Origin of the sequence: Streptomyces sp. SAI-170 (assembly GCF_049739565.1) — a bacterium.
Lineage (GTDB): Bacteria > Actinomycetota > Actinomycetes > Streptomycetales > Streptomycetaceae > Streptomyces.
The window spans coordinates 145831-172752 of record NZ_JBMGQD010000001.1; the positions used below are offsets into that span (position 1 = coordinate 145831).

22 protein-coding genes and 3 pseudogenes are annotated in these 26922 nt (G+C 70.2%); 14 read left to right on the plus strand and 11 right to left on the minus strand.

Annotation, left to right across the window (positions count from 1 at the left end; genetic code table 11):
• Nucleotides 1-37: 37 nt before the first annotated feature.
• The 5 genes from RKD23_RS00725 (at nucleotide 38) to RKD23_RS00745 (ending at nucleotide 6792) form a co-directional block, all read left to right on the plus strand.
• On the plus strand, nucleotides 38-1507 hold the full coding sequence (locus RKD23_RS00725) for a hypothetical protein (RefSeq protein ID WP_424851741.1): 1470 nt from the start codon (nucleotides 38-40) through the stop codon (nucleotides 1505-1507).
• Nucleotides 1504-3090, plus strand: a complete 1587-nt coding sequence (locus RKD23_RS00730) for a hypothetical protein (protein WP_424851742.1) — start codon at nucleotides 1504-1506, stop codon at nucleotides 3088-3090. Before RKD23_RS00725 ends, RKD23_RS00730 begins: the two co-directional genes overlap by 4 nt.
• Nucleotides 3087-4610: an oligosaccharide flippase family protein gene (locus RKD23_RS00735; protein WP_424851743.1), complete on the plus strand. Its 1524-nt coding sequence runs from the start codon at nucleotides 3087-3089 to the stop codon at nucleotides 4608-4610. Before RKD23_RS00730 ends, RKD23_RS00735 begins: the two co-directional genes overlap by 4 nt.
• Nucleotides 4611-4696: 86 nt before the next feature.
• Nucleotides 4697-6247, plus strand: a complete 1551-nt coding sequence (locus RKD23_RS00740; protein ID WP_424851744.1) for a fibronectin type III domain-containing protein — start codon at nucleotides 4697-4699, stop codon at nucleotides 6245-6247.
• On the plus strand, nucleotides 6238-6792 hold the full coding sequence (locus RKD23_RS00745) for an adenylyltransferase/cytidyltransferase family protein (RefSeq protein WP_424851745.1): 555 nt from the start codon (nucleotides 6238-6240) through the stop codon (nucleotides 6790-6792). The genes RKD23_RS00740 and RKD23_RS00745 overlap by 10 nt, the downstream gene beginning before the upstream one ends.
• Here the strand turns inward: RKD23_RS00745 and RKD23_RS00750 are convergent.
• Nucleotides 6682-7428 carry a CDP-alcohol phosphatidyltransferase family protein gene (locus RKD23_RS00750; RefSeq protein WP_424851746.1) on the minus strand — a complete coding sequence of 249 codons (747 nt, stop codon included), beginning with the start codon at nucleotides 7426-7428 and terminating at the stop codon, nucleotides 6682-6684. The two genes, RKD23_RS00745 and RKD23_RS00750, sit on opposite strands and share 111 nt — an antisense overlap.
• Nucleotides 7429-7536: 108 nt before the next feature.
• Here RKD23_RS00750 and RKD23_RS00755 point away from each other — a divergent pair, with 108 nt between their 5' ends.
• From RKD23_RS00755 to pqqE, 7 genes are all read left to right on the plus strand, one after another.
• Complete coding sequence (locus RKD23_RS00755) at nucleotides 7537-8913, plus strand: glycosyl hydrolase family 28-related protein (protein WP_424851747.1); 1377 nt, start codon at nucleotides 7537-7539, stop codon at nucleotides 8911-8913.
• A 377-nt stretch (nucleotides 8914-9290) separates the two neighbouring features.
• Nucleotides 9291-10370 carry a PQQ-dependent sugar dehydrogenase gene (locus tag RKD23_RS00760; protein ID WP_424851748.1) on the plus strand — a complete coding sequence of 360 codons (1080 nt, stop codon included), beginning with the start codon at nucleotides 9291-9293 and terminating at the stop codon, nucleotides 10368-10370.
• An 82-nt stretch (nucleotides 10371-10452) separates the two neighbouring features.
• Nucleotides 10453-10593: a pyrroloquinoline quinone precursor peptide PqqA gene (pqqA, locus tag RKD23_RS00765; protein ID WP_424851749.1), complete on the plus strand. Its 141-nt coding sequence runs from the start codon at nucleotides 10453-10455 to the stop codon at nucleotides 10591-10593.
• A gap of 8 nt (nucleotides 10594-10601) precedes the next feature.
• Nucleotides 10602-11516 (plus strand): pyrroloquinoline quinone biosynthesis protein PqqB, encoded by a 915-nt coding sequence (gene pqqB, locus RKD23_RS00770; RefSeq protein ID WP_424851750.1) that lies wholly within the window; start codon nucleotides 10602-10604, stop codon nucleotides 11514-11516.
• Nucleotides 11513-12277: a pyrroloquinoline-quinone synthase PqqC gene (pqqC, locus tag RKD23_RS00775; protein WP_424851751.1), complete on the plus strand. Its 765-nt coding sequence runs from the start codon at nucleotides 11513-11515 to the stop codon at nucleotides 12275-12277. Before pqqB ends, pqqC begins: the two co-directional genes overlap by 4 nt.
• Nucleotides 12277-12546, plus strand: a complete 270-nt coding sequence (pqqD, locus tag RKD23_RS00780) for a pyrroloquinoline quinone biosynthesis peptide chaperone PqqD (protein ID WP_424851752.1) — start codon at nucleotides 12277-12279, stop codon at nucleotides 12544-12546. Before pqqC ends, pqqD begins: the two co-directional genes overlap by 1 nt.
• The gene (gene pqqE, locus RKD23_RS00785) at nucleotides 12543-13802 is read left to right on the plus strand and encodes a pyrroloquinoline quinone biosynthesis protein PqqE (RefSeq protein ID WP_424851753.1); all 1260 of its coding nucleotides are present in this window, start codon (nucleotides 12543-12545) and stop codon (nucleotides 13800-13802) included. The genes pqqD and pqqE overlap by 4 nt, the downstream gene beginning before the upstream one ends.
• 226 nt (nucleotides 13803-14028) lie before the next feature.
• Here the strand turns inward: pqqE and RKD23_RS00790 are convergent, their stop codons facing one another.
• The 7 genes and pseudogenes from RKD23_RS00790 to RKD23_RS00820 form a co-directional block, all read right to left on the minus strand.
• Entirely contained in the window at nucleotides 14029-16128 is a 2100-nt protein-coding gene (locus tag RKD23_RS00790) for a SpoIIE family protein phosphatase (protein WP_424851754.1), read from the minus strand.
• A gap of 519 nt (nucleotides 16129-16647) precedes the next feature.
• A complete protein-coding gene (locus RKD23_RS00795; protein WP_424851755.1) occupies nucleotides 16648-19152 on the minus strand; it encodes an ATP-dependent Clp protease ATP-binding subunit in 2505 nt (834 codons plus the stop codon).
• Nucleotides 19153-19241: 89 nt separating this feature from the next.
• Nucleotides 19242-19966 (minus strand): annotated as a pseudogene (locus tag RKD23_RS00800) (pyridoxal-dependent decarboxylase); the annotation flags it as partial.
• A gap of 75 nt (nucleotides 19967-20041) precedes the next feature.
• Nucleotides 20042-20674: a DUF1345 domain-containing protein gene (locus RKD23_RS00805; RefSeq protein WP_424851756.1), complete on the minus strand. Its 633-nt coding sequence runs from the start codon at nucleotides 20672-20674 to the stop codon at nucleotides 20042-20044.
• 13 nt (nucleotides 20675-20687) lie between these two features.
• On the minus strand, nucleotides 20688-21272 hold the full coding sequence (locus RKD23_RS00810; RefSeq protein WP_424851757.1) for a thioredoxin domain-containing protein: 585 nt from the start codon (nucleotides 21270-21272) through the stop codon (nucleotides 20688-20690).
• Nucleotides 21273-21414: 142 nt separating this feature from the next.
• On the minus strand, nucleotides 21415-21663 hold the full coding sequence (locus tag RKD23_RS00815) for a hypothetical protein (RefSeq protein ID WP_424851758.1): 249 nt from the start codon (nucleotides 21661-21663) through the stop codon (nucleotides 21415-21417).
• A gap of 1 nt (nucleotide 21664) precedes the next feature.
• The gene (locus RKD23_RS00820; RefSeq protein WP_424858131.1) at nucleotides 21665-22042 is read right to left on the minus strand and encodes a DUF1622 domain-containing protein; all 378 of its coding nucleotides are present in this window, start codon (nucleotides 22040-22042) and stop codon (nucleotides 21665-21667) included.
• 208 nt (nucleotides 22043-22250) lie between these two features.
• Between RKD23_RS00820 and RKD23_RS00825 the strand changes: the two genes are divergently transcribed.
• Nucleotides 22251-22769 (plus strand): SRPBCC family protein, encoded by a 519-nt coding sequence (locus tag RKD23_RS00825; RefSeq protein ID WP_424851759.1) that lies wholly within the window; start codon nucleotides 22251-22253, stop codon nucleotides 22767-22769.
• Nucleotides 22770-22809: 40 nt separating this feature from the next.
• Nucleotides 22810-25122: an FdhF/YdeP family oxidoreductase gene (locus tag RKD23_RS00830; protein ID WP_424851760.1), complete on the plus strand. Its 2313-nt coding sequence runs from the start codon at nucleotides 22810-22812 to the stop codon at nucleotides 25120-25122.
• 113 nt (nucleotides 25123-25235) lie between these two features.
• On the opposite strand, the gene RKD23_RS00835 is transcribed toward RKD23_RS00830, so the two are convergent.
• The 3 genes and pseudogenes from RKD23_RS00835 to RKD23_RS00845 form a co-directional block, all read right to left on the minus strand.
• Nucleotides 25236-25691: a LysR family transcriptional regulator substrate-binding protein gene (locus tag RKD23_RS00835; protein ID WP_424858132.1), complete on the minus strand. Its 456-nt coding sequence runs from the start codon at nucleotides 25689-25691 to the stop codon at nucleotides 25236-25238.
• Nucleotides 25692-25734: 43 nt separating this feature from the next.
• Nucleotides 25735-26021: pseudogene (locus tag RKD23_RS00840) on the minus strand (transposase); the annotation flags it as partial.
• A gap of 285 nt (nucleotides 26022-26306) precedes the next feature.
• A pseudogene (locus RKD23_RS00845) lies at nucleotides 26307-26918 on the minus strand (histidine phosphatase family protein); the annotation flags it as partial.
• Nucleotides 26919-26922 lie beyond the last annotated feature (4 nt).

Consider the following 26922-nt stretch of genomic DNA (forward strand, 5'->3'; position numbering starts at 1 on the left):
CGAAGACTGTCGGGGGGGAGAGGTTCCCGTTCGCAGCGTGGCCGCGGTCTCCCTCTGGGCCGTGGTCCTCCTGGTCCTGCTGCCGGGGCTGATCCTCCAGTCGGACGGCACGCACCTGTCGGTCGCACTCGCCGTGCAGGGCGTGGTGCTGGTGCACACCGGTGTGGCCCTCGTCCGCGTGCTCACCGCGACAAGGGTGCAGCTCGTCGCCCTCGGCTTCTGGGTCTTCGCCTACATCTGGCTCGGCCTCGCGCCCCTGGCGCAGCTCGCCACCGACGCCTTCCCATGGTCCTACCGGGCAGACGAGGGGACCGCCCTCACGGCCGTGGCCGTCATCGAACTGGGGCTTCTCGCGCACAGTGCGGGAACCGCCGTCGCCGCCCGCCGGGAGCGCACCCGCGCGGCCAGGTCCGCCGCCTGCTCGCCGGGGCTTGTGGAACGGCTGCTGTCCCGTCGCCTCGCGCCCTGGCGCCTGCTGTCGTTGTGCGGGCTCGCCCTCGTCCTGGCGGTCCTGCTCGTCCCCGGCCAGCCAGGAGGCCTCTCCGCGTACTTCACGAGCCGTCAGGCGCTGCGGGAGGCGGGCTCCGCCGACGGCTCGGGCGACGCCTTCCTGTCGGTCCTGCGCAGCTGGTGCCTGTCCGTGCCCGCGCTCTGGGCCCTGCTGGGCCTGCTGCACGTACCGCGCGCGCCCGGTGGAGACCGTCTGCTGCGCGCCGCCCGCCATCTGCTGCTGCCGCTGCTCCTCGCACTGAACGTCGTCGTCAACAACCCCGTCAGCAAGCCGCGGTTCTGGTTCGGCACCATCGTGCTGACCCTGCTGTTCGCCATGCCCCGGCTGTGCCGGCCCCGCGCCTTCCGCGTCATCGCGGCCACGCTCATCACGACCGTGCTGCTGGTCTTCCCGTACAGCGACTACTTCCGCTACAGCGACCGGGAGCAGTTCACCGTCGTCTCCCTTTCCGCACAGTTCACCACCAACGGCGACTACGACGCCTTCCAGCAGGTGCAGACGGGCATCGACTTCGCGCGGGGCCAGGGGTTCTCACCGCAGGACGTGCTGGGTCCCGTGCTGTTCGCGGTCCCGCGCTCGGTGTGGCCGGACAAGCCCGGGGACACCGGCATCGCTCTGGCCGAGTACGCCGGCTACGACTTCGTCAACCTCTCCGCCCCCCTGTGGATCGAGAGCTACCTGTGGGCCGGCCCGCCCGCCGTGGCCGCCGTGTTCTTCCTGCTCGGCGCGGTCGGACGGCGTCTGGACGACGTGCACCACCGGCTCCGCGACCGGGCGGGCACCCTCGCGACGCTCCTGGTCCCGGCTCTGGCCTTCTACCAGATGATCTTTCTGCGCGGCAGTCTGCTCGGGATCGTGGGCCCGCTGGCGCTGCTGGTGACCGTTCCCCTGCTCATCACCACCCCCACCGCCCGCGCACCCCGGCTTGTCCCGTCGGCGCCGCCGACCGCACCCACCCGACCCGCACAGCTCCCCGCGACAGGAGGGCCCACGTGACCGCCCCCATCCACTCCTACGACCGGTACGACGAGCCGGACCAGCTACGCGACCAACTGCGCCGACTGCTGCGCCACCGCGCCGTCATCGCCCTGGGCGTCGTCCTGGGACTGCTCGGCGGCGTCGTCCTGGCCCTGTCCGGCGCGCACACCTACACCTCGACCAGCGAAGTCCTCGTACGCTCCACCGCCGACCCCTTCGGCATGGTCAGCGTGTCCGCCGACAACCAGGTCAGCATGGGCACCGAGCGGCAGATCGCCGCCAGCGCCGCGGTCGCCGTCCGCGCGGCCCGCATCCTGGGGCAGGCCGACGGTGCGGCCGCGCTCGAGGACGATGTGCGGATCACCAACCAGACGAAGTCCCAGGTCTTGCGCTTCGAGTTCACAGCCGACACCCCGGGGCGTGCGGCGCGCGGCGCCAACGCCTTCGCCGAGGCCTATCTGGCCGACCGCAAGGCCCGTAACGAAGCCGCCGCGCAGCGGGCCACCCGCACAGTGGAGCAGCAGATCAAGACGGTGGAGGCGGCAAGGAAGCAGAACAAGGAGGACGAGGTCACCAAAGCGGTGCAGAGCCAGCTGGACTCGCTGCAGGAGCGCATCGTCGAGATCAACTCCCGGGACACCGACGGCGGCGACATCGTCCGTCGCGGCGAGGCGCCCGCCCGGCCCTCGGGGCCCGGCTGGCCGACTCTGCTCACGCTGGGACTGGCGGTCGGACTGGCCCTCGGCATCCTGCTGGCCTGGCTGCGCTCGGCCCTCGACAGCCGCGTCCGGTCGGCGGCAGATGTCCGGACCGCGCTGGGCAGCCCCGTGCTCGGTCTGCTGCCCCGCGGGCGCGACGAGCACGAGGACGACGCCCTGCTGACGGTCGGCCGCCTGGGCGGTGACCGGGCCGAGACCCTGCGCGCCCTGGCCTACCGCCTGCGCCGCTCGGGCCCGCCCGCCGACACCGGCCGGATCCTCGTCGTGGCCCCCCGCCGCGACGCCGCCGCCGAGGGCGTCGCCGTGAACCTGGCCGCGGCCCTCGCGGAGTGCGGCGAGGAGGTGCTGCTGGTGGACACCGACCCCGACACTCCCGCGCTCACCGCCCGGCTGCCGCTGCTCCCGGACGACGCACACACACCCGCGGAGGGCGACCTGCCCCACGGGAGCGTCCTCGTCGACGCCGGCACCGCCGGGCGGTTCGCCTGCTGCTCCACCGGCGGCACCGGTTCGCCCGCCCCGGCCGGCGTGTCCGCCACCGTCGACCGGCTGCCGGCCGGGTTCGACGCCCGTACCGCGGTCGTCGTCAGCCGGCCGCTCCTGGACCACGCGGACGCTCTGGCCATCGCCCAGCGCGTCGACGCCGTCCTGCTGGTCGTCGCCCTCGACACCACCCGGCGGGACGATCTGCAGCGGGTGCGCGAGCTGATCGACTGTTCCGGCGGCACCCTGCTCGGCGCCGTGCTGGACGCCGGCCACCGGCGCGGACGTCTGCGTGCCCTCCTGCGGCGCCGCCCGGGCAGCGCCGGGGAGGCGGAGGCCACCACGCCGGTCGTGGAGCTTCCCGCGCAGGACGACACGCTCTCGGCCTCTCGCGGGTGACCGCCCCGGAAGCGACCGCCCCCGCCCCGAACAGCGTGGCCGCCGCCGCGCGAGGCGGGTGGTGGGGGGCGGCCGGTTCGGCGACCAACGCCGTCCTCGCCTTCGTCTTCGTCGGCCTGATCACCCGTGCGCTCGGAGCGCAGGGAGCAGGAGCGGTCTTCACGGGCGTGGCGCTGTTCACCATCCTCAGCCACACCTGCAAGCTCGGCGCCGACACCGGGCTCGTCCGCTTCGTCTCGCGCGACATCGCGGTGGGCGGCGGGCGCTCGGTGGGCGGTCTGCTGCGCGCGGCCCTCGTGCCAGCGGTCGTGGCCAGTACGGCGGCCGCCCTCCCCCTGCTGCTGTGCCCCGCGGTGGCCACCACGCTCCTGCCGCATCTGCGGCCGGCCGACGCGATCACTCTGGTACGGCTCTTCGGGCTGTTCCTGCCCGTCGCCACCGTGGGACTGGTCCTGCTCGGCGCCAATCAGGGCCACGGCACCGTGGTGCCGTTCGTCGGCGTCGAGCAGATCGGCAAACCCGTGCTGCGGCTGCTGATCGCCGTCCCCGTGGCCGTGTACGCGCCGGGCATGCTGCCCATGGCCGCGGCCTGGCTGCTGCCCGCCCTGGCCGGCACCGTGGCCGCGTGGCTGGCCCTGCGCCACTGCCGCGCCGCCCGCGGCACCACATATCCGGCCGTGCGCGGAGCCGTTCCCTGGCGTGCCTTCTGGAGCTTCGCGGCGCCTCGCGCGATTTCGTCGGTGTTCGACTTCAGCGCGGTGTGGGTCGGCGTCATCCTGCTCTCCGCGCTGGCCACCAGCGCCGACGCGGGCGTCTACACCGCCATCGGCCGCGTGGTCACGGCGGGCACTCTGCTGCAACTGGCCGTCCGGCTCGCCGTGGCGCCACAGATCAGCCGGCTGCTCGCCGTCGAGCAGATCGCCGAGGCGCGCCATCTGCACCGGGTGTCGACCTGCTGGGTCGTGCTCTTCTCCTGGCCGCTGTTCGCCGTCGTCGCCGGCTTCCCGGGGACCGTGCTGTCGGTGTTCGGTCCGGAGTTCGTCCAGGGCGCGCCCGCCCTCGTCGTACTGTGCGGTGCCTCGATGGTCAACGTCGCGGTGGGCAACGCCCAGACCGTGCTGCTGATGTCCGGCAGGAGTTCCTGGCATCTGGCCGTCACCGGGGCGGCGTTCGCGGTGCAACTGACGGTCGGGCTGCTCACCGTGCCGAGGTGGGGGGTTCTGGGGGCTGCCCTGTCCTGGGGCGCGGCCATCGTCGTGGAGAACCTCTCGGCCGCCCTCCTCATCCGTTTCCGGCTCGGCTTCACGACCGTGGACCGCGGCTACACCGTCGCACTTTGCGCCGGACTCGCCGTGTCGGTGGTGCTGGCGGCCGTGCGCTCACTGACCGGTGACACCACGTCAGGACTCGCCGCCGGGATGGCTTTGGGAATGTGTGTATTTGCTACTAGTTTGTGGTGGTATCGCAGGCCGCTGGGAGTGAGCGAGCTGGTCGGAGTTCTGCGCCGTCGCGCTGCGTGAGCCCAGACAGGGTCGTACGGTCCGGGCTCAGCAGGCATGTGTCATTCCCCGCGTGTCGCCCACACCACTGCCATCCGGGGTGTCCATTGCGCCTGAGAAAGCTCCCGCCGAGGGCGGCCACCACTGCGGTCGCCGCCGCCCTCCTGTGCTCCGCCGCCCTGTTCCGTCCCACTCCCGCCCTGGCCGCCGGCGAGGCCGGGGCGGCGTTCACCGCCGATCCGCTGACCACGTGGCAGACGAACGGCATCGTCTGGTCGATGGCGTACGCCCGTGGTGTCGTCTATGTCGGGGGAACCTTCGACTCGGTGCGTCCGCCGGGCGCGGAACCCGGCGTCCAGGAGGTCCCGCGCCGCAACTTCGCCGCGTTCGACGCGGCGACCGGAGCCCTGCTGCCCTGCGCGCAGTCGTTCACCGGAGGGGCAGGCACCGTCCGCGCCCTCAAGGCCTCACCGGACGGCCGGGTGCTGTACGTGGGCGGCTCCTTCAGCCGTGTCGGACCGACCGGCGTGGCGAGCGCCGTCGCCCTGAACACGGCCGACTGCACGCTGCGCAAGGACTTCCGGCCTGAGGTGTCCGCGACCGTCCGGGCGATCGACGCCACGGACCGCACGGTCTATCTCGGCGGTGACTTCCGCCGGGTCGACGGCCAGATCAGGCAGCACATCGCCGCCTTCACCCCCAAGGGCGCCCTGCAGACGTTCCGGGCCGACGTCGACGCCTCGGTGCGCGCCCTGTCGGTGGTGCCCTCACGTCAAAAGATCTACGTCGGCGGGGACTTCGAGCACGTCGACGGTCACCGCGCCCGCTCGCTGGCCGCCCTGAACAGCACCAGCGGCGCCCTCGTGCGCTCCTACCCGGGCTGGCTACCACCCCGCTCGGTGGTGAAGTCGATCGCGCAGGACGCCACCCGCTTCTACGTGGCTGCCGAAGGCCACGGCTGGGGCATTTTCGACGGCCGTATCGCGGGCCGCCTGGACGACGACAGCATGGTGTGGAAGGACGACTGCCTCGGCGCCACGCAGGCCGTCCTGCCGTACCGCGGCGTCCTCTACAGCGCCTCGCACGCCCACGACTGCAGCAAGACACCGGGCGGGTTCCCCGACCGGCAGGACCGGCAGCACCTGCTGGCCCAGTCGCCCCAGGACAGCAGCATCCTGCACTGGTTCCCCGACACCAACGAAGGGATCGGGGAACAGGTGGGACCGCGCGCGCTGACGGTCGGCCGAGGAGTCATCTGGGTGGGCGGAGAGTTCACCCGGGTCAACGGCACACCCCAACAGAGCCTCACCCGCTTCGGCTCCGGTCCCGACACCGAGGCACCGGCGGTTCCCGCCCTCTCGCTCGCCGCGCAGCAGTCCGGACAGGTCACCCTGCGCTGGAAGGCCTCGTGGGACCGGGACGACGCGTCACTCACCTACCGGCTCTACCGCAACGACCGCCTGATCTCCACGCAGCAGCAGTCGTCCGTCTACTGGGACCGCCCGTGGATGAGCTTCACCGACTCCGTGGCCGCCGGCACCCGTCAGAAGTACCGGATCGAGGTGACGGACGGGACCAACACCTCCATGAAGTCCGAGCCGTTGCAGGTGACCGTGCCCGCGAGGGCGACGACCGTTGCGAGTGCCCCATGGACATGACCCGCATCGGATTCGCGCCCGGCGTCTACGACCTGTTCCACGTCGGCCATCTCAACATCCTGCGCCAGGCGCGCCGGCATTGCGACCGCCTCATCGTCGGGGTCACCACGGACGACCTCGTACAGCGCCTCAAGGGCAGACCGCCCGTCGTCCCGTTCACCGAGCGCCTGGAGATCGTCAGCAACCTGCGCTGCGTCGACGTGGCCGTCGCCGAGTCGGAGGAGGACAAGCTGGAGACGTGGAAGCGCCTCGGTTTCCACGTCATCTTCAAGGGCGACGACTGGCGGGGAACCCCGAAGTGGGTGGAGCTGGAACGGCGTTTCGCACGGGTCGGTGTCGAGGTCGTCTACTTCCCCTACACCATGCACACCTCCAGCACACTGCTGCGCGACTCCCTGGAGCTGCTCTCCCGGCACCAGCCCACGGAGTTCCCCTCAGCGCAGCTCGCGGAACCACTTGACCAGGAAGGCCGCCATGAACAGGAGGTGGGCCAGCAGCAATGTGCAGTAGACGGAAAGGAAGACGTGCTGACTGCCAAGGAATAGGAAGCTGACGCAGGTCACGCCGTAGTCGACCGGCAGCAGCAACACGGACCGCAGGGCCGGTACGGGCTCCGCCAGCATCGGGGCCGCGGGCGACACGTCCGCCGACGCCGGGGCCGCCGGCCACGGGGACCCCGCTTGCCGCTTGAGCTGCTCCGTCAGAATCCCGGCGAAGAAGATGACCACGGCCGCCAGCTCGAACAGCATGGGGGCCAGCAGGAAGACCTGGCTGGGCAGGGCGAAGAAGCGGTAGAACGACACCAGGACGACCAGGTGCACCGTGACCAGTTTGACGCAGTCCAGCACATGGTCCAGCCACTCACCGGACGGACTGCCCGAGCGCTGCGTGCGGGCGAGCTGTCCGTCCGCCGCGTCGAGGGCGAACCCGACGGCCAGGGCCGCACAGACGCACACCGACAGCCCCGGACCGGGTCGCACCAAGGCCACGGCGGCCAGGGCGGGAAAGGTGAACAGGGCGCCGAGCACTGTCAGTTGATTGGGCGTCGCACCGACGCGATAGGCCAGCGCCGCCAGAACGCGGCCGGCCGGACGGTTGACGAACAGGGTGTAGACCGACACCCCCTTCGCGGGCTTCTGTGCGGCCGACATATGCCGGAGCACCTCAACGAACCCGGTCATGTCCCTCCTTGACGATGAAAGCGCTGAGAAGCGAACAAAAGTGCTTAAAGGGTTGGAAGGGATGAAACAGGTGGAAAGAAGGAGATTATGACAGAGTGGGGAGGTTCGATGTCCCGTGTCACCCGTCGGCATCTTCTGCGTGGCGGCGCCTCGCTGCTGGCTGCGACGGCCTTGTCCACCCGCAGCGCATGCGCCCTCCCGCGCACGTCGGCCAAGCCGGACACCGTGGTCAACGTGGCCGATCTGGGCGCGGTGGGCGACGGGCGGACCGACGACAGCGCAGCCTTCGAGATCGCCTACTCGTTCGCCGCCGCGCGCGTCTCCGAGGGCGCCGGCCGTGTGGTGATCGAGATCCCCGCCGGCGAGTTCCTCATCACCCGCCCGCACGCGCTGCTGAACGGTGTCGCTCCCTCGCAGCCCGCGAGCGGCCTGCGGTTCTCCGGCGCGGGCCGCCGTATGACCAGTCTCGTCTTCCGTCCCAAGACCGGCCCGGGCTCCTATCTCTGCCGGAACGAGGACCTGTGGTCGAACATCTCCTTCGAACGCATGCAGTTCAACTCGGCCACACCAGGCGCCTCCTTCTTCGACTCGTACTCGACCGGGCAGGCGCAGGACTACCGGTTCTCCGAGTGCGAGTGGATGGGGGAATGGGAGTACGGGCTCGCCCTGAGCGGCACGGACACCAACTCGGAGATGCGCTGGGAGGCCTGCCGGGTCGGCGGCCGCTATCGCCGGGCGTTCCTGTACTCCGGGCTGACGCGGGACGGACAGCAGGACCCGAACGACCAGGACCAGTTCCTCAACTACTGGTTCACCGACATGAAGGTCGAATACGAGTGGGGCAATTTCCTGGAGTTCCCCTACGGCGGTTCCATCACCTGCCGGGGCGGCTCGTACATCATCACGGGCAGACGTCCCACGAGCACCCCCGAGTACGGCACCACCAGCACGTTCTTCCGCTTCCCCGTCGCCGAGCACCACGACTCCGTGCAACGGTTCCACGCCCAGGACATCCGCTTCGAGGTGCGCAACCCCGACGTGGTCGTCATCGACTGCAGATGGAACGGCGGCATCGTCCACTTCAGCGACTGCGACGACACCGGGCTCGCCTACCAGGACTTCTCCAACGATGTCCGCTCGCACCGCTACGCCGTGGGTCCGCGCGGGCCGCTGATCCGCTACGACTCCTGCCAGTTGGTGGGCCGGCACGAATACCGGCCGGTCACCGCGACAGACCCCCTCCCGGTCCGCGCCCGCTACGACATGTGTCTGCTCCGCAGCCATACGGCAGGTGACTTCGCGGTCGACGACGGTACGGGCCGGGTCCCCTTCGTGCAGTTCGTCAACTGCATCGACGCCGGCGTCACGGACGCCTCGCCCGCGCCGACGTCCCCCTCCGCCCCGCCTACGCCGTCCCCCTCCACCCCGCCTACGACGTCCCCCTCCACCCCGCCTCCGAGCCCGACCCCTACGCCGACCCCGTGACGACTTCAGCCACCCGCGCGGCATGGGGTCACCCGTGGGAGGGACTTCTCGGCGCCGGTGGGACGACGGCGGTCGAGTGGGCGCACAAGCTCACTGATATCCGCAGTCCCGACGCCGGAAACGGCCCGTCAGCAAGATGGACCGGTCCCGGTGGCCATTGCCTCAGGGGGCGCCTGATACTCCAGAAAAGAGGCATTGCCACGCTCCGGCCCACGCCCTTTTCACCGGGTTCACCACGGTGCGGCGCAGCGATGAGCACCCCCTCGTACCGCAGTCGGCCGCGCCGTTTCCCCGGAATCACGCGGCCGCGCCACCACAGGAAAGGCATCAGGATGTCACGCTTGGCGCATTCGGCGCTGCCTCGGGTCCGTCCGGGCATGGCCGCGTTCTCCGCTGCCGCCGCCGTCATGACCCTCGGTCTGTCCGGGCCGCCCGCGACGGCCGCGGAACCGCCCGCCGTTCCCCGTGCGCAGGGCGCACCGTCAGGAATCAGCACGCTCGCGGACGGTCTGACGACTCCCTGGGGGATTTCGTTCCTCCGGGGCCACAAGGCGGCGCTGGTGACGGAACGCGACACCGCCGTGGTCTGGAAGATCGCCCTCGACGGCGCCAAGCAGAACGTCGGCACGGTGCCGAACGCGGTGTGGAGCGAGGAGACGCAGGACAAGGGCGGCCTGCTGGGTGTCGCGGTGTCACCGACCTGGAACGGGACGACCGACCAGGACGTGTTCTTCATGGAGACCACACTCGAGGACAACCGGGTGGTCAAGATGAAGTTCGACGGCACCCGGCTGAGCGGCTACACCCCCGTCCTGACGGGCATCACCCGGGACAACCAGCACAACGGCGGAAAGATCGCCTTCGGGCCCGACGGATATCTGTACGTCACCACCGGTGACGCCTCGCAGAAGAAGCTGGCGCAGGACAAGACGTCACTCAACGGAAAGATCCTGCGCATCACCAAGAACGGTGCCGCGGCTCCCGGAAACCCGTTCGGAACACGCGTCTACAGCTACGGTCACCGCAACCCCCAAGGACTGGCCTGGGACAGCGCCGGACAGTTGTGGTCGACCGAGATCGGCGCGGAGGCCTGGGACGAACTCAACCTCGTCGAGCCGGGCGGGAACTACGGCTGGCCGACCTGTGAGGGCTCCTGTTCCGTCGCGGGTATGACGAACCCGAAGATGGTCTGGGACCCCGACGAGGGAGGCGTGCCCGCCCAGATCGCGGTCGTCGACGACGTGGTCTACGCCTCTACGCTGAGCGGCCGCCGACTGTGGCGCATTCCGATCGACGCGACCGGCGAGGACGTCGGACCCGCGACAGCCCACTACAACGGCACCTACGGCCGGTTGCGCGCACTGGCCAAGGTCCCCGGCGCCGACCAGCTGTGGCTGGGCACGAGCGACCGCGGCAACGAGGACGACCTCATCCTCAAGGTGACCGTCGAAAAGTGACCGTCGGACAGTGACCGTCGACCGAAAGGCTCCTCCCGCACCCGGGAGGCGAACACCCCTCGCCGAAAGGAAGGTACGCACCATGACCGAAGCCGTCGAACAGGCCGAGCAGCCCAGCCGGGCCACCTCCGAGGAGACCGACCGCACCGCCTGGCAGACCCCCGGGTACGCGGTCGTCGACACCGCACTGGAAGTCACCGCCTACTCCCTCAGCGTCCGCTAACCGCCGTCATGCTGCTGCAGGTGCTCGGTACCGCGGCCGGCGGCGGCATCCCCCAGTGGAACTGCGCGTGCCCCGGGTGCTCCGGGGCACGCGCCCACCCCGGGCGGAGCCGCCGACACGCCTCGCTGGCCGTCCGGGCCGACGAGGGCCGCTGGTACCTCGTCAACGCCACCCCCGACATCGGCGACCAGATCGAGGCCCACCCGGAACTCCACCCCGGACCCGGGCCCCGGCAGACACCGGTCGCCGGAGTCGTCCTCACCGACGCCGAACTCGACCACACGCTGGGAATCGGGCGGCTGCGCGAGGCGGACGGCCTGGAGATCCTCGCCACGCCCCCGGTCCGCGAGGCGGTGGAAACCCGACTCGGTCTCGGCACGGTCCTCGCCCCGTACACCACCCTGAGCTGGCGGGAGCTGCGGTCCCGGGGGACACAGCCGCTCCTCGCCGACGCGAGCGGCCCTGCCGGATCCGGCTTACGGATCAGCGCCGTGCCCGTCTCCGGCAAACGCCCGCGCTACGCCGCCGACGCCCCCGAGGACGACGCCTGGGTCGTCGCGCTGCGCCTGTACGACCCGGTCACCGGCCGGACCGCCCTGTACGCCCCGGCAGTGGCCACCTGGTCCGACGCGCTGCACCAGGCCGCCGCCGAGGCCGACTGCGTCATCGTCGACGGCACGTTCTGGGACGAGGAGGAACCCCGCCGCGCCGGCATCTCCTCCCGCACCGCCACGGGCATGGGGCACCTGCCCATCGACGGACCGGACGGCACCGCCGCCGTCCTCGCCTCGCTGCCCGCCCGCTGCCTCTACACCCACCTCAACAACACCAACCCCCTCGTCGACCCCGCCGCGCCGCAGCACAAGCGGCTCGCCCGGCTGGGCCTCGAGGTGGCCGACGACGGAATGGTGATCGAGCTGTGACCACGACACTCGCCCCGCCGGCGAAGCCCTGGAGCCGCGCGGAGTTCGAGGAACGCCTGCGCACGGTGGGCCGGGACCGCTACCACGACCGCCATCCCTTCAACATCCGCATGCACCAGGGCGGCCTCGGCCCGGACGAAGTGCGCTGCTGGATCGCCAACCGCTTCCACTACCAGCGCCACATCCCGGTCAAGGACGCGCTGATCCTCGCGAAGCTGGACTCCTCGCGGCTGCGCCGCATGTGGCTGCGGCGGATCGAGGACCATGACGGTCGTGCCGACGGCGAGGGCGGCATCGAGCGCTGGCTGCGGCTCGGCGAGGCGGCCGGCCTGGACCGCGAGACGCTGTTGTCGGGCGAAACCGTGCTGCCGGGTGTCCGGCTGGCCGTGGAGGGCTACGTCAACTTCTGCCGCCTCCGCTCCCCCCTGGAGGCCGTCGCCGCCTCGCTCACCGAGCTGACCGCTCCCGATCTCATGCGGCTGCGGATCGAGGCGTTCGAGCGCCACTACCCCTGGATCGCGCCGGACGGGCTCGCCTACTTCCGCACCCGCGTCGACCAGGGCCGGCGTGACAGTGCCGAGGCGCTCGACCTCGTCATGGAGTGGGCCCGAACCCGCGAGGCCCAGGAGCGGGCCGTGGCCGCGCTCTCCTTCAAGTGCGATGTGCTGTGGTCCCTGCTCGACGCCGTCCAGCAGTACGTGGGAGGGCCCGGGCAGGACGAACGGGCGCAGGGTCGGGACGACGTACGGGAGCGCGTGTGATGCCGCAGAGCGCGGACCCGTGGCGCCCGGCGCTCGCCCCCGCGCTGATGCTGCGACACGACGCCGTGCGCGGCACGGCCCTGCTCGTCCTGCCGGAACGCGTGGTCGTCCTCCAAGGCCAAGGCGGCACGGTCGTCGGCCTGTGCGACGGCACGCGCACGGTGGCCGGGATCGTCGGCGAGCTCGCCGAGCGTTTCCCCGGCGCGCCGGTGGCCGACACCGTCCCCGCCTTCCTCGACAGCCTGCGGCAGGAGGGCTGGCTGACGTGACCGCCGCCGTGAACACCGGGCCGGCCGAACAGCCCGCACCCCCTTGGGCCCTGCTCGCCGAACTCACCCACGCCTGCCCGCTGCACTGCCCGTACTGCTCGAACCCGCTGGAACTGGCCCGTCGCTCCACCGAGCTGAGCACCGACGAGTGGACCGACGTACTGCGTCAGGCCGGCGAACTGGGCGTCGTCCACACACATCTTTCCGGCGGCGAGCCGCTGCTGCGCCCGGACCTGGAACGGATCGTTGCCGCCGCCGAGGCCGCCGGCATCTACACACAACTGGTCACGAGCGGCGCCGGCCTGGACGAAGCCCGGCTCGCCGCTCTCATCGCGGCCGGGCTGCGCAGTGTCCAGCTGTCCGTCCAGCACGCCGACCCCCGGGCCGGGGACCGCATCGCCGGACGCCCGTCCTCCTTCTCCGCCAAGGAACGGGCCGCGGCGCTCGTCCGCCGGGTCGGTATCCCGCTCGGCCTGAACGTCGTGCTGCACCGAGACAACCTCGACTCCGTCGACGCCCTCATCGACCTGGGCCTGACCTGGGGTGCGGACCGCATCGAACTGGCCAACGCGCAGTTCTACGGCTGGGGCCTGCTCAACCGGGCCGCGCTGCTGCCCACCCGCGAGCAGCTGGCCCGCGCCCGGGAGACCGTGGAGCGCCGCCGCGAGCAACTCGCCGGGCGGATCGACCTGGTGTGGGTCGTCCCCGACTACTTCGACGGCATCGCCAAGCCCTGCATGGGCGGCTGGGGAGCGGTCTCGCTCACCGTCGCGCCGGACGGGACGGTGCTGCCCTGCCCGGCAGCCGCCTCCCTGCCGGACCTTCACCCGCCCAACGTCCGCGACCGCCGGCTCGCCTGGATCTGGAAGCACTCCCCCGCGTTCAACCGCTTCCGCGGCACCGACTGGATGACCGGCCCCTGCCGGGGCTGTCCCCGCCAGGAGGAGGACTTCGGCGGCTGCCGCTGCCAGGCGTTCGCCCTCACCGGCGACACCGCCCGCACCGATCCGGCGTGCGCGCTCTCCCCCGACCACCACCTCGTCCGCGAGCCGGCCGACGACAGCGGGTCCGAGGCACCGCCGTACGTCTACCGCCGGCCGGGGGCCGTACCGGCTCCGAGCCGGCACCTGCTCGACCGCGGCCTCTCCCACCGCGACACGGGCCTGCCCCCGGCGGCCGACGGCAGCCCTGGCGGTGGCCAGGCGCAGGTGGAGCCAACTGGCCCCAGGACACGGCCCGGTGAGCCACCGCCGTAGCGGCGTAGGTCCGACCCATCGTGGGGTTCGCAGTCAGTCCCCTCGCGCAGGCGGCCTTGTTGCTCACCGGGTGGCTTGCTCAGCTTGCTCCTTGCTTTCAGCACGCCGACCCCCGGGCCGGCGACCTCCCGAACCAGAAAGCGCTGACCTGCAGTTTCGTATGCCGGTGGAATAGCTGGATGCCCGTGGACGGTCGTTACAACCTTTGCTGTGCGGTCCGATCCGTTCAGGAGTTCCTGCGCCCAGTCTCAGCTGGGCGAGCCTCGGCGATCAAGAGCGCCACGTCGTCATGGTCGTACGGGTGCCGCAGCGTGTTCAGGAGCCAGTCGCAGGTCGCGTCCAGTGGCCGGCGCCGGCCGTCCAGGGCGTTCAGGAGGGCGGTCAGGCGTACGTCGATGGGGTCGTCGCGGGTCTCGACGAGGCCGTCGGTGTACAGCACGAGCCGGTCGCCCGGCCGCAGGTCGAAGGAGGTCGTCCGAAAACGGACCCCGCCGACGCCGAGGGGGGCACCGGCGGGGAGGGTGAGCAGGGAGGGGGGCCGGCCGTCGGGCAGCACGGCGGGGGGCAGATGTCCGGCGTTGGCGATCTCGACGCGGTGCCGGTGCGGGTCGTACACGGCGTACACGCAGGTGGCGATGAAGTGCTCGAGCCCGCAGGTGATCTTGTCGACGTGCTGGAGGATCTCGTGCGGGGCCATGCCGAGGTCGGCGTAGGCGCAGGTGGCGGCGCGCAGGCGGCCCATCGCCGCGGCGGCGTCGATGCCGTTGCCCATGACGTCGCCCACGACGAGCGCGGTCTTGTCGCCGGCGAGCGGGAGTACGTCGTACCAGTCGCCGCCGATCTCGCTGGAGGCCTGGGCGGGCTCGTAGCGCGAGGCGACGTCCAGTCCGGCGAGCCGGGGCGGATGGTGGCCCGGCAGCAGACTGCGCTGCAAGGTCTCGGCGGAGTTGCGGACGCTCTCGTGCCAGCGGGCGTTGTCGATGGCCACGGCCGCTCTGGCGGCCAGTTCTCGGGCGAGGACGACATCGTCGTCGTCGAAGGGGACGGGGTTGCGGGCGCGCAGCACGTCGAATGCGCCGAGGACCTCGTTGTGGGCGATCAGGGGCACGGCCATGTAGGAGTGCACCCCGGCGGCAGCCAGTACGTCGGCCGCCTCGCGGTCCCGGGCGATGCGCAGCAGATCCTCCCGCCCGACGTGCGGGACGACGACCGGCTGTCCGGTACGCACGCACTGTGTGACGAGCCGGTCGGCGCCGTAGGAGGCGAGTTCCCCGACCGGGTCCGCGGCGCCGGTCACTTCGGTCGGGTACGCCGCGGCCACGGCGAGCGCCCGGAACAGCTCCGGGCCGACGCCCGGCTTCGCGGCACGGCGGCAGGACAGGACCGCGTCGAGAATGTCCACGGCCGCCACGTCGGCCAGGTCCGGTACCGCGACCGCCGCGAGTTCCTGGGCGGTCCGCGTCACCTCCAGAGTGGTCCCGATGCGCGCCGAGGCGTCCGCGAGCAGCGCCAGGCGGCGCCGGGCACGTTCCGCCTCCGCCGCGGCCAGATGTCGTTCGGTCACGTCGACGACCGAGTTCGCCACGCCGATCACCCGGCCGTTGGGCCCGGTCAGCCGGTAGTAGGACACGGAGTACGCGTGATCGTGGTCGGGGTCGGCGCTGGTGCGGCCGACGACATGGCGGTCGATCAGTGGCGTGCCGGTGGTCAGCACCTGCCGCAGCGTGGACTCGATGATCTCGGCGTATCTGGGGTGGATGTCACGAGGCCGGCGGCCGACGTGCTCGGCGGCCGGTACGCCGTTGATGCGGGCCAGTGCCGGGTTGACCAGCAGATACCGCAGGTCGGTGTCGAGGAGCGCCACACCGACGGGCGACTGGGACACCAGGTGGTCGGACAGCGCCAGCTTCGTCTCCAGGTCCTGCACCATGGCCTGGTCCGCCGCGATGCCGAGGACGTAGACGTCTCCCAGGTCGTCCAACAGCCGCATGTTGCGGAACTCCACCACGCGCGTGCTGCCGTCCTTGTGCCGGACGGGAAACGCACCCGCCCAGCTCGCCCCGGCGTCCCGGATCTCGGAGAACCACCGCATCACCCGGTAGCGATGCTCCTTGTGCACCAGCAGGCGGACCGCGTACTTTCCCAGCGCCTCCTGGGCGGTGTAGCCGAACACGTCGTCGGCCTGCGGGCTCCAGAACACGATCCGTCCGCTCCTGTCCAGGACGACAGCGGACACACCGAGCAGGTCGAGCAGCACGCCCGGCGGCGCCGCCTTCGGCTCCTCGTCCCTGCCCTCGACGGGGAAGGCGGTGTCTGCCTCATCCATCGTGCAGGTCCTTCCCCGGCCGCCCGGCTACCGCCGTACCGTCCAGCACCTCCCTCCGCACAGAGGCGTCATGAAGGCCGTGGTCAGCACTGGGGCCGACGTCCATGGTTCGCGGCTTTGTTCCGGCGCGACTTCTTCTTCCGGCGTCGCTTCGAGGACATGAAAGCCTCCTCCGGGGGTGAGATCCGCATCATTCGGGTGAGCGATTTCGGATAAAAGTACGGTACCTCCAGAGATCTTCCCTATCCACCGGTACCGTCTCAGCCCCAGCCACCTTGCGCTTTCGCCGTCTCAGCTGTTGCCCGCGGCCTCGTCGTGCTCGTCCGCGGAGCTGTCCGGCAGACCCGCCTCGCGGCGCTCCCACACGGTCCGTGCCTGGAGCTCGTCTGCGTCGGGCCGACGTGGCATGCCCCTTCCGTGACCGGTGTCCGGATTGCCCTCGACCTGCTGATTGGTTTTGTGATGGTGGACCATGCCTTCCACCTCCGGTCGTCCAGCGGCCGACGTCACGTCGCCGCCTCAGATGTCCTTGTCGCGCTTCTCCTTGGAGTCCTCCTTACGCACGGTGCAGTGCAGGGAGTCGTCCTTCAGGTCGGCGACGATGGTGTCGCCGGGTTCGGCGTCGCCGGTGAGGAGGATCTCGGCGACGCGGTTGTCGAGTTCGGTCTGGATCGTGCGGCGCAGCGGCCGGGCACCGAACTCCGGCTGGTAGCCGTGCGCGACGAGCAGCTTCTTCGCCGCCTCGGTGACCTCCAGCGTCATGCCCTGTCCGTGCACCTTGTGCTTGCTGCGGTCCAGGAGGTGGTCGACGATCTCGGACAGGTCCTGCTCGGTGAGGCTGTGGAAGACGATGATGTCGTCGATGCGGTTGAGGAACTCCGGCAGGAACCGGGCCCGCAGGTCCTCCATCAGCTCGTCCTTCAGCTCGGCGGCGTCGCCCTCGTGCGCGAGGATGCGCTGGGCGCCGATGTTGGACGTCATGATGACGACCGTGTGCCGGAAGTCGACCGTGCGGCCCTGGGCGTCGGTGAGCCGGCCGTCGTCCAGGATCTGCAGCAGCGTGTTGAAGACGTCGGGGTGCGCCTTCTCCACCTCGTCGAACAGCACGACGCTGTACGGCTTGCGCCGCACCTTCTCGGTGAGCTGACCGGCCTCGTCGTAGCCGACGTATCCAGGCGGGGCGCCGACCAGCCGGGCGACGGTGTGCTTCTCCTGGAACTCGCTCATGTCGAACCGGATCATCCGGTCCTCGTCGCCGAACAGCAGCTCGGCGAGGGTCTTGGCGAGCTCGGTCTTGCCCACACCGGTCGGCCCGAGGAACAGGAACGACCCGACCGGCCGGTTGGGGTCGCCCATGCCCGCGCGGTTGCGGCGTACGGCCTGCGAGACAGCGGTGACGGCCTCGTCCTGGCCGACGATCCGGGCGTGCATCTCCTTCTCCAGCTTCAGCAGCCGCTCCTTCTCGTCTGCGGTGAGCTGGGAGACCGGGATGCCGGTACGGCGCGAGACGATGTCGGCGATGTCGGACGCCGTCACCGACACCACCCCCTCACGCCGCTCCTCGATCCCGGCGAGCTCGCCCTCCAGCTCGACGATCTGCCGCTTCAGCTCCGACGCCTTCTCGAAATCCTCGCCGGCAACGGCCTGGTCCTGCTCGCGCCGCAGCTTGGCCAGCCGGTCCTCGCGGCTGACGACCTCGGTGGACCGCGAGGCGCTGCGCAGCCGCACCCGTGCGCCCGCCTGGTCCATGAGGTCGATGGCCTTGTCGGGCAGGAAGCGGTCGCTGATGTAGCGGTCGGACAGCTCAGCGGCCGCGGCCAGCGCGCCGTCGGCGAAACGGACTTGGTGGTGCGCCTCGTAGGCGTCCCGCAGCCCTTCGAGGATCTGGACCGTCTCCTCGACGGTCGGCTCCGGGATCATCACCGGCTGGAAGCGGCGCTCCAGAGCGGCGTCCTTCTCGATGTGCTTGCGGTACTCGTCGATCGTCGTCGCGCCCACCACATGCAGCTCACCGCGCGCCAGGGCGGGCTTGAGCATGTTGCCCGCGTCCATCGAACTCTCGCCACTCGCACCTGCCCCGACGACGGTGTGCAGTTCGTCGATGAACAGGATGATCTCGCCCTCGGCCTGCTGGACGTCCTCGATGACCTTCTTCAGCCGCTCCTCGAACTGACCCCGGTACTGCGCCCCCGCCACCATCCCCGACAGATCCAGCGAGACGACCCGCTTGTCCTTCAGCGTGTCCGGGACCTCACCCGCCACGATCCGCTGCGCCAGGCCCTCCACGATCGCGGTCTTGCCGACACCGGGCTCACCGATCAGCACCGGGTTGTTCTTCGAGCGCCGCGACAGGATCTCCACCGTCTGCTCGATCTCCTCAGCCCGCCCCACCACCGGGTCCAGCCTGCCCGCCCTCGCCTCCTCGGTGAGGTCCCGGCCGTACTCGTCCAGCGTCGTGGCAGGCGCCTTCGGCGCGGCGGCGCTCTCGGCGCGTGCGGCCTGCTCGCTGGCGCCGCGCAGCTTCCGTACGTCCAAGTCCTCGGCGCGCAGGAACCGGCCCGCGCCGGAGTCCGGGTCGGACAGCAGCGCGCCGAGGATGTGCTCAGGGCCGATATACGAGACACCGGTTGCCTGCGACTCACGGAAGGCTGCGGCCAGGATGCGCTTGGCCGCCGGCGTGAGGCCGGGCTCGGCAGAGGGCTCGCCGGACTCGCGGGGCAACGCCTGGGCGATCGTGGCGGCGAGTTTCTCGGGGTCCACCCCACCCTGGGCCAGCACTCTGCGCGCGGGATCGACCTGGGTGGCAGCCCACAGCAGATGTTCGGTGTCGAGATCCGAGGTCCCGTCCTCCACGGCCCTTCGCGCCGCCAGATTCAGAAGTTCCTGGGACGCATCCGTCAGCAACCGGCCGATCGGCACCCGCTGCACTGCCGGGGGCGACGACGCGGGCGACATACCGAAGAAGCGGTTCAGCATCTCACTGAACGGATCCGACGACCCGAACCCGAAAGGCGACGTCGACATGAATACTCCCGGTTTCTCGGCGGTGGTTCAACGAAAGCGCTATGCCCGGCAGCCTGCAAACGGAGCGGTGCATCTGTCAGCGGTCCGCTTCAGCGCTCGGCATGGTGGAACGTCGTCTCGGCGGCACGATCGAGGACCAGCGGGTACGGCTGGGCTCTCAATTCCGGCAGCAGTCGACTCAGATCCTGGATCAGCAAATTCGCCAGGTCTGACGAGAATTCGTTGCGGCACACGACTCGCCACACGGCGAGGTCCTCCCGATGTGGCGGAAAGGTGTACGCGGGGACCAGCCAGCCGTACTCACGCAAACGCCGGGAGACGTCGAACACGTCGTACGCCCGAATGTCCGTGCGGTAGTGAACGTCGGCGCCGGGAGCTGGGTGCCGCGAGTGAGCAACCAGAAATCTCCCAGGGCTTCGATTCCGTCGGGGAGTTGGCCGGCCACGTCCCTCGCGGCCTGCTGAACCTCCCGATGGCCATGGCGTCCGAGTCGCAGGAACGTGCAGTACTGGGCGACGACTTGTGCGCCTGGCCGGGAGAAGTTCAGGGCGAAGGTCGGCATGTTGGGATCCAGGAACGGTGCCACCATGGCGCCGGAGGCACCGTCGACGTGGACAGGGATGTCGAGGCCCGTGCGTTCCTGCAAGGAGTCGAGAGCTGCACAGAGTTTCGCGCTCGGCTCGTAGGAGCCGTCATACGTCGAGCCGAGGATGCCGACGACGCCGATGGTGTTCTCGTCGCACAGCTCGGTCGCTGCCTGCGGGTCGATGTGGAAGCGGTCGCCCTCCATGGGGATCTGGCGCGCCTCGACCTCCCTGGACAACCCGCCCACCGCGCTGAACATGCTGTTTCGGCAACTCGACGCCGATCCTGACGGTCGGCGTCGCGGTCAGCCGGTGAACAGTTCGGCCACCAGGTTGATCGTCGTCGCCAGGACGGTCGTACCGAAGACGTACGACAGCAGGCAATGCCGCAGGACGATCGAGCGGATCGCGGAGTCCGACACGTTGGTGTCGGAGACCTGCCAGGTCATGCCGAGGTTGTAGCTGAAGTAGAGAAAGTCCCGGTACGCCGGTGGGGCCTGGGAGTTGAAGTCGATGCCGCCGGAGGTCGTGTCGTAGTACTCGTACGCGTAGCGCGCCGCGTACATCAGGTGGACGGCGGCCCAGGCCAGGAAGACTCCGCCGAGGGCGGTCGCCGCGGCCGCGTGGCCCTCGTCGTCACCCGCCAGGAGCACGACCACGATGGCGACGAGTGCGCCGAGTGCAGTGAGCACGACCACGAGTTCCTCGGCGACGGGGCGGAAGCTCTCACGGCGGGCGTTGCGTCGGGTGGCGTCGGCGTCCATCGGCCACAGGACGGACCAGCCCGCGAGGACGAACGCCAGCTCCGTGACGGCCATGGCCGTGAGGGTGCCTTGGGGAGCGTCGGTGAGGACGCCGACGATCACGCCGGTTGCCGCCCCCATGAGCACGGCGACGGCGAGTCGGGGGACCGCGGACATCGGGAGCCGTCTGCTCATGGGCCGGTCCGGTTCACTTGTGGGTCTGGGCGAGGAACTCCTGCGGCGTGATGGCCGGGCCGCCGTCGATCTTGACGACGGGGATGACCTCGTCGTCGTACCAGAACACGGGCGTCCCGACGACACCGAACGACGAGAAGTCGCCCGCCACTTCGCCGGCCCAGGTCAGGTACGTGTCGTCGGTGACCTTCTGGTCGAACTCCGCGGACCGCAGGCCGGACACCTGTCCGGCGAGGGTGAGCAGTTCGGAGGTGTCCGAGAAGGTGTCGTTGCCCGGCGGGAAGGGCTGGGCCGCGAACAGCGTGCCCAGGTACTCCATGAACTGCTTCTGCGCCACGTCGCTCGCGGCGGCGAGCGCGCTCAGGGCGCGGCGCGAACCGTTCCCGCCGATGGTGTCGTCCAGGATCGCCGCGAAATGAAACCTCACAACGAACTTCCCCTCGTCGGCGCCCTGCCGGAGCGTACCGAGCAGGCTCTCCGCCATGCGGTGACTCGCGCGGTCCCGCATCTCGAGGAAGACCTGGAGCACATGGGGTGCCTTCAGGTCGCCGTAGTACAGGATCGTGCCGTCGGCACCGGTGGTGTTCGCAGGAGCCATGCTGCCCAGCCTGGCACGGGTGGTCGGATGCCACGAATGGAGAGAAGTGCCTCCAAGGGCATAGGAGCTGCGCCGAGGACGGACAGCCAACAAGCGGACTGCTGACCCACCGGTTCTGCCACTGCGTCGAACCGGGAGTCTCCTACCTGAGGTCATCCCTGACAAAGCCGATGGCGACGATCTTGCGGATCGAGATGACGACCGTCACCAGCAGCAGGTTCGTCCATGACGACGGGGCGACAGCGAGGCGGATCAGCCCAGCCGCGGTGAGGAAGTCCAGCAGCACGGGCAGCGCCGAACGGATCGCCCGTCCAGCCGTAAGGGCCACCGCGAAGGATGCGATACCGATCATCGTCACGAGCAGTGCCGCGAACTCGACCGCCGCGTTCACGCTACGACGCCTTCATGTCGCGTTCGAGCGCTGCGCGGTCGGCGGCGATCTCGCGACCCAGGAAGTAATTCAATGCGGTACGGATGGTGGCGATGGCAGCGAGCTGCCCGATCTGGGCGAAACTCGGCGCCACCGCCGTGCGCAGTACATCTCCTGCCAGCTGGAACTCGAGCCCCAGAACGAGAAACCGTCCCAATGTCAATCGGATCCGGTCGAACCCTTTTCCCTGGCCGCCGCCTCGCACCACAGTCCCCGCAAAGCGCACGAACGCCCAGATCGCCCCCACGAAAATGATCAACGCGCCGGTCAGCTCCACCACACGCACCAGGACACCGATGGCGTCCTGCAGGTCCGCCTCCGGCAGCACCTCCCACGAAATGGTCACGGGTGGCCGCTACCCGCCCGTCAACGAACCCTCACGCGGCACTCTCAGAGTCCTCCTAATGGCGGTGACCACCGGCCTTCGCCCAGTCGGCGAGCCCCGCCACGATCCACCGCGGGGGCTGCGAGAGCCCCGAAGTCGCATGGCGGCTCGCCGGGCGAGCGGTGACACTGGGGCGATGGAGCGCCCGAAAGCAGGTGGGGCCATGAGTACCGTCGAAGAGACGATCGACGTCGCCGTGCCGGTAACTACCGCCTACAACCAGTGGACACAGTTCAAGAGTTTTCCGCGGTTCATGTCCGCCGTGCGGAGCGTCGAGCAGGTCCGGCCGAATCTCACCCGCTGGGTGATCGGATTCGGTCCGGTGCGACACGAGTTCGAGGCCGAGATCGTGGATCAGGTGCCGGACTCGCTCGTCAGATGGCGCAGCCTCGGCCGGCGTGCCGGCCACCGTGGTGAGGTGTCGTTCCGCCCGTCGGCGTCTGGCCGTACGACGGTTGTCGTACGCATCAGCGTCACGCCCCGTCGTGTCACGGACCGCCTCGTCCATGCCTGCGGGTTCCCGCGTCGGGTGGTCCGCGCCGAACTCGGCCACTTCAAGGAGTTCATCGAGGGGCTGGGACAGGAGGGCGGGGCATGGCGGGGGGTCATCCGCGGCGGGCACGTCGAGCCCTTGGAAGCAGAGCCTCCCAGAAGCCGGGTCCCCCACTGGCCGGTCGGTTGACCCCGGCTGCGCGAGAGTGAGAGAGCGAGAGACACTCCCGATGAAGAAGCCCCCGAGCCAAGAGCCGGAAGAGCACCTGACCGTCACTCCGCCCAAGACGTGGGCGGCCGGCGTGCCGGCGGTGACCCACGCTCTGGAGTACTCCCTCGACGAGACATCGGTCAGGCGAACCGGTGTGACGCTGCTGTCCATGAACCAGGTGGGCGGAATCGACTGCCCCGGCTGCGCCTGGGCGGATCCGTCTCCCGGCCACAGGCATCTGAACGAGTACTGCGAGAACGGCGCCAAGCACATCAACGACGAGGCGACGACACGGCGCATCACGGCTGACTTCTTCCGCCGCTACCCGGTCTCCGAACTGAGCCGGCGGTCCGATCTGTGGCTCAACCAGCAGGGCAGGCTCACCGAGCCGATGGTCAAGCGTCCCGACGCGGACCATTACGAGCCGATCAGCTGGCATGACGCCATCGGGCTGCTGGCGGACGAGCTGAAGGCACTGGGCTCCCCCGACGAGGCGGTCTTCTACACCTCGGGCCGGGTCGGCAACGAGGCCGCGTTCGTCCTGCAGCTCTTCGCCAGGGCCTTCGGCACCAACAACCTGCCCGACTGCAGCAACATGTGCCACGAGTCCAGCGGCTTCGCTCTGCACGAGACGCTGGGCACCGGCAAGGGGACGGTGAGCCTGGAGGACATCCACCACGCCGACCTGATCTTCCTGGTCGGGCAGAACCCCGGAACCAACCACCCCCGCCAGCTCTCCGCACTGGAGCAGGCCAAGCTCAACGGTGCCCGCATCATCGCGGTGAACACCCTGCCGGAGGCGGGCCTTCTGCGCTTCAAGAACCCGCAGAAGGCCCGCGGGGTGATCGGCCGCGGTATCCAGATCGCCGACCTGTTCCTCCATATCCGCAGCGGTGGCGACCTCGCACTGTTCCAGGGCGTGAACCGGCTCCTGCTGGAGGCGGAGGACACCCGCCCGGGCACGGTGCTCGACCACGACTTCATCCGCGCCAACACCACCGGCTTCGAAGAGTTCGCCGAACACGCCCGCGGCGTTGCCTGGGAGGACATTCTCACCGCGACGGGACTGACCCGTGACCAGATCGAGAACGTACGGGACGAGGTCCTGCGCAGTGAACGCGTCATCGTCTGCTGGGCGATGGGCGTGACGCAACAAAGGCACGGGGTCCCCACCATCAGGGAGATCGTGAACTTCCTTCTGCTGCGCGGGAATCTCGGCAAGGCGGGCGCCGGAGCCTGCCCGGTGCGCGGGCACAGCAACGTCCAGGGCGACCGCACGATGGGCGTCTGGGAACAGATGCCGGACTCCTTCCTCGACGCCTTGCGGGACGAGTTCGGTTTCGAACCGCCTCGCGCCCACGGGCTCGACTCGGTGAACTCGATCAAGGCCATGCACGAGGGCCGGATCAAGGTCTTCCTCGGCGCCGCGGGAAACTTCGTACGGGCCGCCCCGGACAGCGAGTTCACCGAGGAGGCCATGCGGAAGTGCCGCATGACCGCGCACATCTCCACCAAGCTCAACAGGTCCCATACGGTCTGCGGCCGGACCGCGCTCATCCTGCCCGCCCTGGGCCGCACAGAGGTGGATGTCCAGGCCACGGGCGAGCAGTTCGTCACCGTGGAGAACTCCATGAGCGAGGTGCACTCCTCCCGCGGCCGTCTGGAACCGGCCTCCAAGGTGCTGCTCAGCGAGGTCGCCATCCTCTGCCGGCTCGCCGACCGGACCCTTGACGGCAGGACCGCGATTCCGTGGGGCGAGTTCGAAGCGGACTACGGCACCATCCGTGACCGGATCTCACGCATCGTGCCAGGACTCCAGCACTTCAACCGGCGGGTTGCCCGCCCCGGCGGCATCCGGCTGCCCAACCCCGTCAACGAAGGGGTCTACCCCACGCCCGTCGGCAAGGCCCTGTTCACCCGCAACGACTGGGAGATGCCCCAGGTCCCCGAAGGCCACCTGCTGCTGCAGACGCTGCGCTCCCACGACCAGTGGAACACCATCCCCTACACGGAGAACGACCGGTACCGGGGGATCCACGGAAGCCGCCACGTCGTCCTGGTGAGCCCTCAGGACGTGTCCCGGCTCGGACTGTCGCCGGGGCAGCGAGTCGACCTCGTGAGCGTGTGGAACGGCACGGAGCGCCGCTCGAAGGACTTCGAGGTCGTCCCGTACCCGACGACCCCCGGCTGCGCCGCCGCGTACTACCCCGAGACCAACGTCCTGCTACCCCTGGACAGCGTGGCCGAGACCAGCAACCAACCGACCGCCAAGAGCATCGTCGTACGACTGGAGCCCACCGCCGCCGCGCTCGATGACGTCATGGCCGAGTAGCTTCCCGGCGCGGGAGACCCGCAGGGTCCCCATGGAGGCCCATCACCAGCTTCGGCCGGGCCTCGCGCGAGGATGCCTCGTGAAGAAGTGGGTCTCCCCCGGAACCGGAAGAGTCAGCCGACCAGCTGGTCTCCGGGCAACCGGTCCAGCAGGGCGGCCACATCGGTACGGCGCGCGACCTCCGTGAGGGCGCGCGCCATCACGGAGCCCGGCTCACGGGCCGAGACCACGAGCCCGACCGGCACCGCCCGGTCGGGCTCGGTCATCGGCACCGCCCTCATGCCGTGCGGCACTCCGAACACGTGCAACCAGGCGTGCGGCACGATGCTGGCCCAACGGCCGGTACGGACATGGGCGAACAGGGCCGCCACCGAATCGGTCTCGACCCGTGGCGACGGCCGCACCCCGGCCTCGGCGAACTGCTCGTCCAGCACCCGCCGCCCCTGCATGGCCTCCGTCAACAGGCACAGCGGCAGCCGGGACGCCTCCGCCCAGGTGGCCTCGGTCGGCTGGTCGAGACCGTGGGCGACGTCGGTGAGCAGCACGTACCGCTCCTCGTACAGGGGCACCGCACGGAAGCCGTCGGGGAGCTCGCGGTGCAGGTAGGTGATTCCGGCCCAGGGCCCCGCAATACTGCGGGGCGACGGCGACCGACGTTCTTCCGTCCTGGGCAACGAGCGGCAGCATGCGTTCGCAGATCCGACGCTGCACGGGCACGGGGTCCGGTTCTGCTCGTTGCCGTCCGGCAGCCGAGCGGCCGTGGCCTGGGTCGACTTGCGGCGGCCGCCCAGCATCAGTCCCCGCAGGTAGCAGTCGCCCTTGGCCCGCTGGTCCTTGCGCGGCACCCAGGCGAACACATCAGCCACGTATAACGCCAACCTGGCCCGTACGCGCTTCACCGCCGAGAAGGCGACGAACCGGCTTCTCTGCTGGAGGGGCGGTACACCTCATGCCGGGCCCCAGTTGGCCTGGCAGGACAGGCAGCATGCGCTGGGCGGACCGACCGGCCTGGCCGCCGACGCGGCCGGCTCCGATCGCCACCCGCTTCTACGGGGCTCGGTCGGCGGAGGACGGTTTCCTCCACACCTCCGCGCGGCGCACGCCCTCCACCTGATCGCCTCTGGACTACGAAGCGCGACAGGACCCGGCACGCATGACGGGTGCCGGGCCCCTTGGCGGGCAGGTCAGTTCAAGTGATGGGTGTCGTTGAGGGCCTGCACCGTGGCAGTGCCGTCCTCGTCGTACGTCACCGTCGACAGGGAAGCCGCCGCGACTTCCATGCGGAACAGACTGTGCGGTGGTGCCTGAAGGGCGAGGCGGATCAGGGTTCTGAGGGGGCCGACGTGGGAGACGACCAGAACCGTGCTGCCGGCGTGCCGGGCCAGGAGACCGTCTCGTACGGCGGTGACGCGGCGGGTGACCTGTTGCATGGTCTCGCCTCCGCCCGAGGGGGGAGCCTCTGGCGAGGCGAACCATGCGCTGAGGTCGTCCGGGTAGCGTTCACGGACTTCGCCGAAGGTCAGGCCCTCCCAGGCGCCGAAGTCAGCTTCCCGCAGGTCCCGTTCGACCTGGACGCTCAGGCCGAGGCGCTCGGCCACGGCCTGAGCTGTCTCCTTGCAGCGCCGCATCGGTGACGTGACGACCGCCTCGATGTAGCCGCGGTGGGCGAGGGCGTCCGCTGCCGACTGGGCCTGGCGGCGTCCGGCAGGTGAGAGTTCCGGGTCGGATCCTCCGCTGCCGGAGAGCCGCCGCTCAGGGGTGAGCAGGGTTTCGCCGTGCCGCAGCAGGACGAGCGTCGTC

Bases quoted from the DNA above. Each gene is read 5' to 3' on its own strand.
- RKD23_RS00760 (WP_424851748.1), top strand. From the start codon at position 9,291: ATGGCCGCGTTCTCCGCTGCCGCCGCCGTCATGACCCTCGGTCTGTCC.
- RKD23_RS00745 (WP_424851745.1), top strand. From the start codon at position 6,238: ATGGACATGACCCGCATCGGATTCGCGCCCGGCGTCTACGACCTGTTC.
- RKD23_RS00810 (WP_424851757.1), bottom strand. From the start codon at position 21,272: ATGGCTCCTGCGAACACCACCGGTGCCGACGGCACGATCCTGTACTAC.
- RKD23_RS00790 (WP_424851754.1), bottom strand. From the start codon at position 16,128: ATGGATGAGGCAGACACCGCCTTCCCCGTCGAGGGCAGGGACGAGGAG.
- pqqB (WP_424851750.1), top strand. From the start codon at position 10,602: ATGCTGCTGCAGGTGCTCGGTACCGCGGCCGGCGGCGGCATCCCCCAG.
- RKD23_RS00825 (WP_424851759.1), top strand. From the start codon at position 22,251: ATGAGTACCGTCGAAGAGACGATCGACGTCGCCGTGCCGGTAACTACC.
- pqqD (WP_424851752.1), top strand. From the start codon at position 12,277: ATGCCGCAGAGCGCGGACCCGTGGCGCCCGGCGCTCGCCCCCGCGCTG.
- RKD23_RS00750 (WP_424851746.1), bottom strand. From the start codon at position 7,428: ATGACCGGGTTCGTTGAGGTGCTCCGGCATATGTCGGCCGCACAGAAG.
- RKD23_RS00795 (WP_424851755.1), bottom strand. From the start codon at position 19,152: ATGTCGACGTCGCCTTTCGGGTTCGGGTCGTCGGATCCGTTCAGTGAG.
- RKD23_RS00755 (WP_424851747.1), top strand. From the start codon at position 7,537: ATGTCCCGTGTCACCCGTCGGCATCTTCTGCGTGGCGGCGCCTCGCTG.
- RKD23_RS00830 (WP_424851760.1), top strand. From the start codon at position 22,810: ATGAAGAAGCCCCCGAGCCAAGAGCCGGAAGAGCACCTGACCGTCACT.
- pqqA (WP_424851749.1), top strand. From the start codon at position 10,453: ATGACCGAAGCCGTCGAACAGGCCGAGCAGCCCAGCCGGGCCACCTCC.
- RKD23_RS00805 (WP_424851756.1), bottom strand. From the start codon at position 20,674: ATGAGCAGACGGCTCCCGATGTCCGCGGTCCCCCGACTCGCCGTCGCC.